The 12,721-nt window shown below is 56.6% G+C and carries 7 protein-coding genes; 3 read left to right on the top strand and 4 right to left on the bottom strand.

Annotated elements, in window-relative coordinates:
• Nucleotides 1–1,045: 1,045 nt before the first annotated feature.
• Entirely contained in the window at nucleotides 1,046–2,068 is a 1,023-nt protein-coding gene (locus PR017_RS20615; RefSeq protein WP_161959380.1) for a class I SAM-dependent methyltransferase, read from the bottom strand.
• 344 nt (nucleotides 2,069–2,412) lie between these two features.
• Here PR017_RS20615 and PR017_RS20610 point away from each other — a divergent pair, with 344 nt between their 5' ends.
• Complete coding sequence (locus tag PR017_RS20610) at nucleotides 2,413–3,876, top strand: lipopolysaccharide biosynthesis protein (protein ID WP_111222206.1); 1,464 nt, start codon at nucleotides 2,413–2,415, stop codon at nucleotides 3,874–3,876.
• 132 nt (nucleotides 3,877–4,008) lie between these two features.
• Here PR017_RS20610 and PR017_RS20605 read toward each other — a convergent pair whose 3' ends face one another.
• Both PR017_RS20605 and PR017_RS20600 read right to left on the bottom strand, forming a co-directional pair.
• The gene (locus PR017_RS20605; RefSeq protein WP_154677484.1) at nucleotides 4,009–4,167 is read right to left on the bottom strand and encodes a hypothetical protein; all 159 of its coding nucleotides are present in this window, start codon (nucleotides 4,165–4,167) and stop codon (nucleotides 4,009–4,011) included.
• A gap of 54 nt (nucleotides 4,168–4,221) precedes the next feature.
• The gene (locus PR017_RS20600) at nucleotides 4,222–5,376 is read right to left on the bottom strand and encodes a glycosyltransferase (RefSeq protein ID WP_111222205.1); all 1,155 of its coding nucleotides are present in this window, start codon (nucleotides 5,374–5,376) and stop codon (nucleotides 4,222–4,224) included.
• Nucleotides 5,377–6,038: 662 nt separating this feature from the next.
• On the opposite strand from PR017_RS20600, the gene PR017_RS20595 reads away from it, so the two are divergent.
• Complete coding sequence (locus PR017_RS20595) at nucleotides 6,039–7,778, top strand: alpha/beta fold hydrolase (RefSeq protein WP_111222204.1); 1,740 nt, start codon at nucleotides 6,039–6,041, stop codon at nucleotides 7,776–7,778.
• Nucleotides 7,779–8,529: 751 nt separating this feature from the next.
• Here PR017_RS20595 and PR017_RS28345 read toward each other — a convergent pair.
• Nucleotides 8,530–8,721 carry a hypothetical protein gene (locus tag PR017_RS28345; protein ID WP_341798954.1) on the bottom strand — a complete coding sequence of 64 codons (192 nt, stop codon included), beginning with the start codon at nucleotides 8,719–8,721 and terminating at the stop codon, nucleotides 8,530–8,532.
• 24 nt (nucleotides 8,722–8,745) lie between these two features.
• Here PR017_RS28345 and PR017_RS20590 point away from each other — a divergent pair, with 24 nt between their 5' ends.
• Nucleotides 8,746–12,405, top strand: coding sequence for a hemagglutinin repeat-containing protein (locus PR017_RS20590; RefSeq protein WP_341798953.1), 3,660 nt, complete (start codon nucleotides 8,746–8,748; stop codon nucleotides 12,403–12,405).
• Nucleotides 12,406–12,721: the final 316 nt, after the last annotated feature.

Genomic DNA, 12,721 nt, shown 5'->3' with positions numbered 1-12,721 from the left:
GGGATAGGCGGTTCCAGCTCGGCAGGTTGTGGGTGGCTGGTTTTCGGCATGAAAACACGCAAGCTTGTCTAACCAGCTGGCAACGTCCTCGGGGATCCGTATCTCCCCGCTCTCCAGTCCCTCGATCCAGGCCAGGTCGCACTGCAGAGCGTTGACGATGTCGACCGAAGTCCAGCGAATTGAGCGTAGGCATTCTCGGAAGCGGGCAGGGGTCATTTCAGATCCTTCAGGGTATCGGGCCAATCAAAGGATGGGCCGACTGTTCAGAAAGGGACGCTATTTATGAATAGAGCCCTTTGCTTGACTGAATCTGGAGAGATGCGTGGCGGCGCTGCCGCATTTCGCATTATCTTGTGGCCGCCCTTGCTCAACCACCACATCTGAGGGAGGTATTTCAAATCAATGTCGAAGCCGGTTCTGCTGCTGCGAGTATTTGGAACCAGCCGCTTCGTTCTCGGCACTCGACCGGCAAGAAATAGCGGACGCGATGTCGTCGCCACGCTTCGCGGTGCAGGCTTTCTTTTTCAGCGCCACGCAGCCCAACGCCGGTGGGATGAGTAGGCGATACGCGCCTTACGCAAGTGGTGATTTGCTTGCTTCTTAAAGCTCAACATCGGGCAATCTCACCATCGATACTATGATAACGGCGGTGCTAGCGGTGATCATGGGCACCGCATTGGCGGCTATCAGGGTCCGAAGGTCGAAGAGGCAAGCCCAAGACCGATGGAAATCGTCAAGCGAAATCAGGCGGGGTTCTAGGTATCGCCGAAGCGCTGGATCGTTGAACGAACCCTCTCACGGCTCGGCCTCAAGCGCCGGATCGTCAAGGATTTTGAGCGCTTCTCAGCAACAAGCCTCGCCCTGATCCAGACCGCAATGATCAAGCTCCTGGCCAGAAGGCTTGCTCGATATCCGCTTTCTTAAACACACTCTAGAGCCGATACCAACGCGAGAATTGTTTTCAGTCTGCCGGCATGGGCATTTCTCGAACAGCCGCATCGACGACCAACGACAGGGTGCGGCAGCGGGCCGCCGATGCAGGCGATCAGTGCGCGAAATGCTGCAACTCCACCCAGAGCGACCCGCCCATAGTCTGGCGGTCGCGGTATGCGGCAGCCCATGAACCCAAGCGCGCCGGAATATACGCCGCCGCGGCCGCAGCCTCGGCCAAGCGTCGGAACTTGCCGCGCGGCAGGCTGCGGATGCGCGCCGGAATGCCATGAGGATTCAGTTGAGTGCGCCTGATATGGCTGTAGGAGATGTCATGCTTGAGAAACTCGGCCCAGTCCATCGGCTCGATTTCGGTGGTGACGACGCGCAGGCTCTGGCGCGCGCTGAGCTCGGCAAACGCCCGCGGCGTCCAGCGCCCGACATGGTTGGGCGGCATGTCCAGCACAGAATCGTGGCTCTCCTGATATTCGATCCGCCGCGGATTGGGGACGGCGATGAACACCGAGCCGCCGGGCTTCAACAGATAGCGAAATCGGCCAAACAGGTTGTCCAGCCCGTCCATGTGCTCGACCACCTGAAACAGGAAGATGAAGTCGAACGCCGATTGATGCTCATCGAACCGCGCCTCGCGGATATCGCTGGCTATGGTCCGATAGCCCCGGCTTTCGAGATTACGGATCGACTTGGTATTATACTCGACGGCTGTGATGTTGCCGGGTTCGACCGGCACGGCGCCCAGCATGTCGAGGAAAAATCCGTCTCCGGCGCCGACTTCAAGCACCGTGGTATCGGCCCGGGGGGCCTGCTTCAGCGCCTCGATGGTTCGCCTAAACTCCCATTTGGCAGTGGGATACGAAACGTCGGAATTCGCGAGGTTGTAGAAGTCGGCATCGCCCGCGACAAAGGGAGAAGCGAAGCCGAAGCCGCAATGACCGCACTTCATTATGTCGCAGCGATCCGTCCCCCAAAGGTGATGGATGTGCGCAGTCAGCCGCTGGTTGCGGTCAAGGTCGCTGGTCGGCAGAACGATAGACTGGGCGGCCTGCGTCGCGGTCACCGAAAACTGCGATTGCAGACCGCCTTTGGTACAGGCGGGACAAATGGCGGCTGAAGTCATATGGCGACGATCCATTTTTCCCAGGACTTGATGACAACCCGCAGGGATGCCATGGTAGAAGCATCAGGCAAACTCTGTAGCCCAGCACACGCAGTTGGAGCAATCGGATGTTTCACAATTAGTTAATCTTCCAGAACTCCGGACGCAAAGATCCACTAGTAAATTACCGGTCGTTTCATTGCCGGAATCGCAACACGCCTGCCCTAAGGGAATATGAACAGCAAGACATACCGGGATACTTGCTTCGTCGGGGAGTATTAACCGACTCACGATAGCACAGAAGACACCGGAAGCCGGTTTACATAGGGGATCGCGCGGTGAACATAACTGAATCGTCGGATTTGATGCTGAAGGCATCGCGCTGGGCCGTGCTCAGTGTGGCGACACAACTCGTCAAGGCAGTGCTGCTGTTCGGCTCGCAAGTCGTCCTGGCGCGCCTGTTGAGCCCTATCGATTTCGGCATCGTCGCCATATGCGCACCTATCTTCGCGTTTCTTTCGATCTTCAATGACCTCGGCCTTTCGCAGGCGACGATCCAGCGGCCGACCCTGACACGGGACGACAGCAATACGATCTTCTGGATGAATGCCGCGCTTGGCTTGACTATCGCCGTGGCGATCATGGCCATCGCGCCAAGCGCTGCCCATTTCTACGGCGACGGCCGCGTCACCGCCGTGCTGATCGCCATGTCGGTGCTGATCCTGATCAACAGCTTGTCGTCGCAGCAGGTCGCCCTGCTGGTACGCGGCATCCGTCCGGTACCGCTGCTGATCATCGACATCCTGCCGGTGATCGGCAATGTCATGGTCTCGATCGCCGCCGCGCTGTACGGCCTCGGCTACTGGTCGATCATCATCGGCCAGGCGACCCACGCGCTGACGGCCGGATCGATCGCCTGGATCACATCGGATTTCCGGCCGTCATGGCCGCGCAACCTGCGCAATGCGATCCCGATCCTGCGCTTCGGCTCGCATTTGACCGGACTGAACATCGGATCGTTTTTTGCAGCCAATCTGAGCCCGGTTCTGATCGGCCGCCTGTACGGCGTGGTGCAGGTCGGGTTGTTCGATCGCGCCTTCAAGCTGGTCTCGATGTCGTACATGCAGATCCTGGGACCGATTTCCCGGATTGCGGAAACCGTGCTGGCCCGCGTCGCCGGCGACGATGCGCAATACCGTAAGGTCTTTGCACGGATTGCCGAAGCCCTGCTGCTGATGGCGTTGCCGGGCCTGCTGTGCATCGCGATGATGCCCGACGCCGCTGTCAAGCTCCTGTACGGTCCGGCGTGGATCGAATGCTCGCCGATCGTGGCGTTCTTTGCCTTCGGCAGCCTCATGACCCCGCTCGGCACCATCGCCAGCTGGCTGTTCATCACCCAGGGCCGCACCGCGCAGATGCTGCGCTACGGGCTGATCGGCAACGTGGTGTCGGTCCTCGCGCTGCTGATCGGGATTTTCTGGGGCGTGACCGGGGTCGCGCTGTCGTTCGCAGCGTTCTCGCTTCCGATCCAGGGCCTGACCGTGTGGGCCGCAACGCGCGACGGCCCGGTCTCGCTCACCGATTTCCTATCGATGCTGGCGCCTGTCACCTTTGCCATCGTCGGCGCCGCGTTCGCGGTTTGCTCCTTCTCCTTACTGTCGGTTCATTACGGCCTCCCGCCCACATTGGAATTCGGCGGGGGGATCCTGATCGGCTACCTGGCGACCGGGGTGACGCTGGGCTGCTTCCCGACTGGACGGCGGGTGCTGGGGGATGCCGCCCGGATCCGCGAGATATTTCCGCGGCGCAAGGCGCTTCGCGACGCCTAGAGCATTCTGCAATAGAGTTGAATCAGGTGCGATCGGGGGGGGGTGCTCGAAGCGATTGTCGTGAACCCATGGGGCGTGTCTTATTAGGAGGGCTCAGCGATGGGAACGGGCGCGCATTCGAATGTTCTCCGCTCAAGGGTAGCCCCGGACCCAGAGATCCTGATGGCTGTAGACCGGGACGGAATAGTCGTTGGTCTTGTAGCGCACCAGCGACTGGGCCGTTAGTTTGAATGCGACGCGCTTTAATTTTGGTGCGCCCGAGATGAATAGAGAGCGAGGAGGGACGGCCACCGTCAACACCATTCACGATGCTTATGATGCGTGCACCAACGCCATGTGACACCCTCAATTGCCCTCGAGCGCCCTTGCGGCAGAAACCCACGAGCTCTCAAGCGCTTGTGCAACGGCACCGTAGGTATAATGCGTCTCGACGTTTATCAGCCCCCGCGCTGCACGTCGGTGTAGCTCGGTCCGATCCGCTATTATTGACCGGATGCATTCGGCAAGCGCTTCAGGATTGGATTCGGGAACTATCCAGCCGCCATCTGCAACAACATCCGGAATAGCCCCGCAAGCTGAGCCTATCACGGGCACGCCGCAGCTCTGGCATTCGATAATGACCCTTCCAAACTGTTCGCGCCAAGTTCGGCTTGTACGAGGCAAAAGCACCAGTGCGTCAAGCGTCCGCATGAATGCTGCGACCTCGAGTTGGCTGTCCCAACCGCGAAACTTCACTCGATCTTGGAGCCCGAGGGAAGAGATCCTAGTCTCGAGTGAGATGCGATAAGGTCCTTCTCCCATTATCTCAAGCGTTACGTTTGATGGCGTTGACGCCAGCGCCTCGATCGCATCGTCCAAACCCTTCTCCACAACCAGTCTACCTACATACCCAAGCCTCAGTCCAGGAACCTCTGGCCTGCGCTTGCTTTGGCTATCGGGAGAAAACGTCTCTCGGTCAACGCCGTATTTTATAGACGTAACAGGCCCCTGATACCCGCACTCACTAACAACATCTTCGGCGTCTTTACTGCGAGGCAACACATGGTCGGTGCGACGCAACACAAATTTCCTAATCGTATCGAAAGGGAAGCCAAGGCGCCGCAAGATGTTCTGGTCCACTTCTAGCAGGAATGCGGCTTTTCGCTTTAGCAGACATGCCTGCAGTGCGACAAAGCCCCACGGTTCTTCCCAAAGATGAATAACGTGAGGGTCAATTTCTTTAATTAAGCGACCAAGCCCTGGATAGATGTGACAATACCACTTGGCTATCGGCACACGGGGAAGCCATATTGGCAAAATGTGTAAATGAATGCCTGAACCATCGCTTGGATCGGCTTCGATCGTGCGACCGTACTCGGACCAGCGCTTTGGTACCAACAGATGCAACTCAATATCAGGCCTGTTTCCAAAGGAATGGTATCTGCGACGCCCAATGTCGAGAGACACGGCAGGATGCGCAATGGACAACACGCGCAATTTTCGTTCGTTTGATATTGCCATATTGTTTCTCGGTTAGAGTGGCATCTATCTGCATATTGCGACGATGGCCACAGTTTCCAGACATCTATAAAATTGGACATAGATAGTATCACCCTGGAGCTGGACGATGTGCCTGATCCGATCCCAGCACGGATATAAGGGCCAGCGCTCGAACGCCATCCTAAGCCGGTATTCGCACAACTGTGTTGCTGCCCATCTATCACCTGTTCCTAAAGTCTTAACAGCGATAGACGATCTTTTCTCCTTCGCAATTTAAAAGTTAATCCATAGTTAACGTCCCGTCAGGCAATGCAGAAGACGCAGATCGTCAGATATCGGTGCCCCGCCATTCAAGGGCCGTTGGATATTGCCTTCGCCTGTGCATAGAGTGCGGCCCAGCTGATCTTTCAAACCCCCGATATAGGTGGCACGGCTAGCTCAGATTGTGATGTTCAGGTTTGCAATTACCCTCCTGCTAAAAAGGGTATGACGGCACGGACTACCGCGTTGCCCCAAAATTGCACAAGTATTGGAGGCGTCGAGCCTGCAAATTTGTCGTTTGCTCCAGTTACCAGCCAGAATGTTAAAGACGGCCTCTGGAATACTCGGTGCAAAGAAGTTAGCTTTTCCTATTGAAAGAAACAGTGGCGATAAGACTGCGGGGCATAGGCGTGAAACGACAAATGGGGAACCCCGTTAACTTTTCTGGGTGCGCAGGCTTTGTCCATGATGGAGGCGGTGCAGTCGGCGTTATTATGCTTCCGGCCTGGGGGTTTGAGGAATTAACAATCCGGCGCGGATGGGCCATCTTTGCGGATCTGCTGGCTGAAGCAGGATATTGTGCGCTGCGGTTCGATTGGCCGGGTTTTGGCGATAGTCTCGGTGATGGAAGGGCCGTCCATTCCTTCATGGATTGGAGGAATTCCGTTCACGCCGCGGCCGATCTCCTCAACCAACAATACGGTAGTGAGAATATTGTACTGGTTGGTCATGGCATCGGCGGCCTGCTAGCGCCGCATTGTGCCGATCTCGTCGCTGCAAAGGCTGTCGTGCTTATGGCTCCACAAAGCCCTGGCAAAGCTGGACTACGCGAGATGAAGATAGCAAGTAAAATGGTCAGCTCTTTCTTGCGATTGTCAGACAACCCGTCGAACGAGAATATTGAAATAGCTGGCCATTCGATCTCGGTCACATTGGCATCAGAGATTGCTGGTCTTCAGCTTGAGCTGCGCGACCAGAAGCATACGCCAATCCCCGCGCTTGCGGTGCTGCCTGCCCAAAGTGCGAGCGGATCGGAATGGACAACGCGGCTTGCTGAGGCTGGTTTTTCGGTGAGCACCTTAAACTATGCTGGTTTGACAAGTTTCGTTGGTTTCACCCATTCGTCTGTTGCACCACTTGAAGATTTCGGAGATGTGCGACGTTGGCTCGTTGATACGGTGCCCGTCCACCCCAGGACCAAAGCTTTGAAAAACAATCCTGTCGTTAATATCCTGAGGGATGAAGACTTTAGCGAGCAGCCAATTTTATTTGGGCCACAAGATAATTTGTTCGGAATTATTTGTCGACCTCTGGGAAGCGCTTCCCGCGCGGTCGTTGTGCTGATTAATTCAGGGGAGAATAATCATACTGGTTGGGGACGCATGCATGTTGAATTTTGCCGTGCTTTAGCACGCGAACGCATCGCCAGCTTTCGCATTGATACAGGGGGCATTGGCGATGCTGCCGACGTCGAAGGTCCGCTATTTTACGTCGATAGACAAATCAACGATGTCATCGAAGCAGTTAAAATTATCGATACCTTTCAACTTGGTCCTATTTTACTGACAGGTCGGTGTAGCGGCGGCTATGCGGCGCTCCAGGCGGCGATTGCAGATACCAGAGTGAAAGGGCTTGTTGCAGTCAACACTGTGAGACTAGGGCTAGCGCCTGGGGAGGACTTCGATCAGATCATAGGCGCGGGTACATCCTCGCTAGCCGAATATCGCCGACGGGCTTTATCGCTGGAGCTTGTAAAGGACGTTTTCACAGGTCGCAAGTCGATGCTCTCGCTCGTTGGGAAGGGCGTTCGTGTGATGAAGCAGCAGCTTTCGCTACTCGCCCCACAGCTGTTTGGCATATCGTCAAACTCTACAGATCTGACCAACACGATAGTGCAGAAGGCCCAAGACCTACTTCACCGCAGAGTGGTCGTCTTTTTGGTGTACGCTGAGAATGATGGCGGTTTGGATGAGTTAGCGCGGCATTTTGGAAAGCTGCAACCTGCGGATTACAAACACGCAACCGTCAGAATTGCACTCGGGGCAGAACATAACATGACGGCTTCCCACGCCCGCAAAGCAATATTAAAAAGTATCATTGATGCCGTTGGATTGGTAGAAAATCGCGTTCGCCCAAATTCCTATTCCGCTCTGGAAAAGTAGGTTCAAAATCTGAAATTAGCGGATAAACTTCAAGCAGTATCGCTCTTATCGGCTTTCGTGTCGACAATCGGCCTTGTCAGGGTATGGCCTGCCAACAAAGTTTCAGCCCGTTGCGATTAAGAAGATACGGAAAACACCCTTGCTGCGCGCGAACTGCCGTGATTCCACGCCTGAGTGGTTGGTCGGCAGAAGCAAGACATTCGCGGCTTTCTATCCGGTCGGCGGTCTGTTTTCTTGTTAGCTGAGAAGCACGTATTACGACGGAGATCTTCCTTTTCCTCGTGTGACCTGATGTGAGTTCGACACCCCACATCTTGGCAAATTGTGGTGCCGGGAGCCGAGGCCGTCCATCACATGCTCTCGTCGATAGTGATTGGCGAAGACTTCTCGATCAAGCCGAACGCGAAATGAATCGAGAAGATTACGATCACGCTGCCTGGTTTTTCGGTACTGGCAACTTGCCTCGATGTTCAGGCTACACCATCGGCCAGAGTGGGCAGCTTGAACATCGCAGGGTCCACTACGCGAGAACGGCAGCGGGATTTACCATCAATCTGCAGGGGTCGGTGATGTAGAATTAGCACGTCCCGCCAGAAACGTCGCAAATACACCGGCGCGCGAAAGACTCAGTGTGCCCATAGTGCTTTTAGTCTGATATCTCGGACGCAGCCAATGAGTGGCCTCGTATGGCTTCTTCGGATCGACCAAGAAGAACGCCTCCGGCCATCTGGATACCACCACGGCGGCAGGCTCAACCCTCTCCGGCAAGGATGGTGTGACGATCCTCTCCGGCGGCGATACCACCGTGTCGGCATCCAAGGTCACCGCCGGTGATGCTACCCATGCCTCCGGCGCGACGACCGCAGGCGGTCGCGCTGACCTTAATATCCAGACCGGTGGCAACCTGATCGTCACCTCGGCCAAGGATACCGAGACCGAGCATGATAGTTCGAAGAGCAAGGGTTTCTTGCGCAACGGCAGCTCCAGCTATCAGGGCTATAACGAGACGACGGTCGGCTCTGAGCTTTCCGCCTCCGGCGATGTCAATCTCGACGCCGGCAAGGCGGCCGTCATCGTCGGCTCGAAGGTCAATGCCGATGGGTCGCTGAGTGTGTCCGGCGAAAGCGTCAGCATCATCGGGGCTGAGGAGAGCCATCAGTCCGACAGCCAGCGCAAGGACTCCGGCCTCTTCGTCGGTTCAGGCGGCGGCTTCATCTCGCTTTATGGCAAGAACGAAAAGCAGGGCGCACAATCCTCGACCGACAATGTCGGCTCCAAGCTTTCGGCCGGCCAGGACGTCAACCTGACGGCGCGCGCCACCGATCTCAACATCATGGGTTCGCAGGTCAACGCCGACCGTGACATCAACCTGTCGGCTGTCCGCGACGTCAATGTCACGCCGGGGGCTGAAAGTGCGGCGCAATCCGAAGAGCAGAAGAAATCCGGCTTCGGTCTCGCCTTCTCCTCCGGCAATGGCGGTTTCTCGCTCGGCATCGGCGCCCAGTCGACCAAGGACAGCACGGCCCAGCAATCCGACACCAATGCCATGTCGGCGCTGTCAGCAGGTCGCGATCTCAACATCTCGGCCGGCAACAACGTCAACCTGCAGGCGACCAGCGCGTCCGCCGAGCGTGACGTCAATCTCTTTGCCGGCAACGACATCAACCTGCTCTCGGCCAACGACGTCACCAACTATGAGGAGATGCACGAGAAGACCTTCGCCGGCGTAACGCTTACGGTGTCGAGCCAGGTTGGCAAGGCCGCCAACAGCATCATGAACTCGGCCGAACGTCTGTCGGACAGCGGCGGCGTCAATGCCGTCACCAACACCGCCATCGCCGGCCTTGGCTTCTATCAGGCCTACAAGGATCTGACGGGTGTCTACAGCCAGTATCAAAAGTCCGGCGACATCGGTGTTAACGTCACCCTGACGGTCGGCGCCAACCATCAGGAAAGCCAGTCCTCATCCTCCACCTCGACACCCGTCGTCACCGACATTCGTGCTGGTCGGTCGATCTCGATGGAGGCAGAGAACGGCTCGATCACGAGCGACGGTGCGCAGATCCTGGCCGGCTACGACAAGAACGGCATACCGACGGTTTCAGGCGATCCGCTGACCGGCGATATCTTTCTGTCGGCGACCAACGGCAACATTAATCTCAACGCTGCGACAGGCACGACGGACAGCGCGAGCAGCAACTCCTCCTGGAGTGCTGGGGTGGGTGTCGGTGCCACTTTTGGCGGCGGAGGCAAAGGCACCAAAGATCTGGGTCTGGTTGCCAATGCCGGCTACGGTAAGGGCAGCGCCGATACCAGCGGCCTCAGCCACACGAACACCCACGTCAATGGCACTGGTGACATCACAATCGTCACCAATGACCTGACGCTGCGCGGCGCCACGATCACCGGTAATTCGGTCACCGCCGACGTCAAGAACCTGACGATCGAAAGCCAGGTAGACACCGCCAAGGCCAAGGCCGATCAACTCAGTCTATCGGCCCAGACCGGCTTCGGCTCGACCAGTGTTTCCGGCGTTACCCAGAAGGCCAGCGGTGACGCGGTTGTGGTCACCGAGCAGTCCGGCATTCACGCGGGGGCAGGTGGCCTCGATATTGATGTCAGCGGCCATACGTCGCTCATTGGTGGTCTAATCACGAGTGAGGCCGGCGAGGGACGTAACAGCTTCTCGACCGGGACGCTGACGGTTGCCGATATCGACACGCACTCGACCTGGAAAGCCGACACCTACGGCGGCACGATCGGCACCAGCGGCATCATGCCAGCGCCGCCGGTGAAGGCCAGCGAGAATAAGACTGGTCAGGCACTCTCGGCCATCGGTGGCAATATCCCGATCACCATCACCGATCCGGCGCGCCAGACACAGGATATCGGCACGATCCGTCGCGATACCGACAACACTAATACCTCTCTGCCAGGCCTGCCCGATCTCGAACACATCCTGCGCGATCAATACAAAACGCAGGCTGATTTGCAGGCGGCACAAGCAACCATGGCGGGGCTGGTCGGGGATATTTCCAGCGAGCTGTACAAGCAGGCTCTCCAACGTGGAGACGACGCCGCAGCTGATCTTTGGAAGGAAGGTGGCGAAGGCCGCGCGCTGCTACATGCGATAGGCGGCGGTATCCTCGGCGGAGTGAATGGTTGGGAGGGAGCAATCAAGGGTGCCCTCGGTGCAGGAACTTCGTCAATGCTTACACCGGCGATCGCCGCCCTCGTCGAGGGTATGCTGAAGGACAGCACCCTGTCGGATCAAGACAAGCAGACGCTTGCCAATCTGATCGGAACAAGCCTCAGTTCAGCGGTTGCTGGCGCCGTCGGCGGCGGAGAAGGAGCATCATACGGCAGCGCGCAGTATCAATTTAATTATCTCACGCACAAGGAACTTGATGAGGCCAACAAAGAGCGTGCTGACCTTCAAAAGAAGATTGCCGATTGCCAAGCATCCTTGGGCAACGGCTGCTCGGCTCAAACGCTTTCTGGTCTCGAAGACAACCTGCAATTCAGCGTAGCCTACTACCGGCAGCTCTCTGACGCGAACAACGCGTCCTTAGTAAAGGCCTGTGCGGCATCCTTTTCCAGTGCAGCCTGCGTAGCTGGCAGAGCCGATCTTGCAAACGCCGTCGACGAGGAATCAGGGCTCCAGCAACACGTTCTTGGCACGAGCTCTGTCAATACGCCGGATGCTTTGCTGCTCGGCGTGCTCAGCGATGTGGCCGCAGGCCATGTTGCATCCGATCAAATCGCCGCACAATACCAACAGGCGTTGATCACGCACCAGCAGATAACAACTGGAGTCGCTGCTCTGGCCGTGCTCGTTGCCGTCGGTGTTACAATCGGTCCGGAGGTCTACGCCTACTGTGCAGCGAATAGCGCCGCATGCGCGAACACGGTCACGGAACTGCTGGATTGTACCGCCACGGTAGCCTGCACCAGTACAGCCGGGGGAGTTTTGACGGCCACTGCAGCGACAAAGGTCGCCGGCGAGCTCGAGCAATCCGCAGCCGCTGCAGCGAAAGCGGCCGGCACCCGCACGATTGTTGCTTCAGATGGCACGACTGTTATCGTTCCTGCTGGATATAAGCCGCTTACCTCTGCTGGAGCGGCGGCCAATGATGTAGGCGGGTTGCCCACTGGCTATATGAGAGTGGTCGACCCCGAAGGTAATATCGTTATTGTGGGGCCGAACCGTGCGATCTACAATGATGTAGCTGCAGCTCAGAAGGCGGCTATTGATACGAACACTAGAAATGGCACTCTAGATTGGTCCTTAGTCAATAAAAAAGGCGTTTCGGCCGATCAACATGTTATCGAGGCCCATGGAGAGTTAAATCTCCAAAAGCTGAACCAAGGAGTTTTCTACGCCAATCCAATTGATACAGTGGAAAATGCTTGGAGTATTATACAGAGGGACGGAATCACGCCCATAACAGTTAATGGCGGAGATATGTACGTCGTTTCCTATCCAAACGCGGGTTATGCAGGTGGATTTGCTGGCCAAAGACAAAATCTTGACTCTATTACAATTGTTACTAAGCAAGGAACAAACACTGTCATTACTGCCTATCCGGGAAATGGGACACCACTGCCAAAGGCGCCCACGCCATGAAATACATTCACTATGCCAAGGTCGGCGAGACTTGTCCGTGTTGTGGACAGGGCACTCAATTTGTTTCAAAAGAAACTGCAAGCGGTAACTTATTTGTTTCGTGCGACGATTGTTTTGCTGAATGGGAGACTCCAGACAAAGCTACAAGCTGCGACCTTGCCACCAGAGACAAATTTGGATCCTGTGTATATCTGCATTCTAAAGAATTAATTGATCACCCATGGTATAGATATGTGTTAAATAAATAGCCTGGACAACACGGCACAAATCTGGCGCTCATCTTGACCATCCAAAGCTCGATGAGGAAGCCAGCGCA

The organism is Rhizobium tumorigenes, assembly GCF_003240565.2.
Classification (GTDB): Bacteria; Pseudomonadota; Alphaproteobacteria; order Rhizobiales; family Rhizobiaceae; genus Rhizobium; species Rhizobium tumorigenes.
The sequence above is the reverse complement of the archived record's forward strand: the minus strand, read 5'-3'. Positions and strand labels throughout refer to the sequence as shown.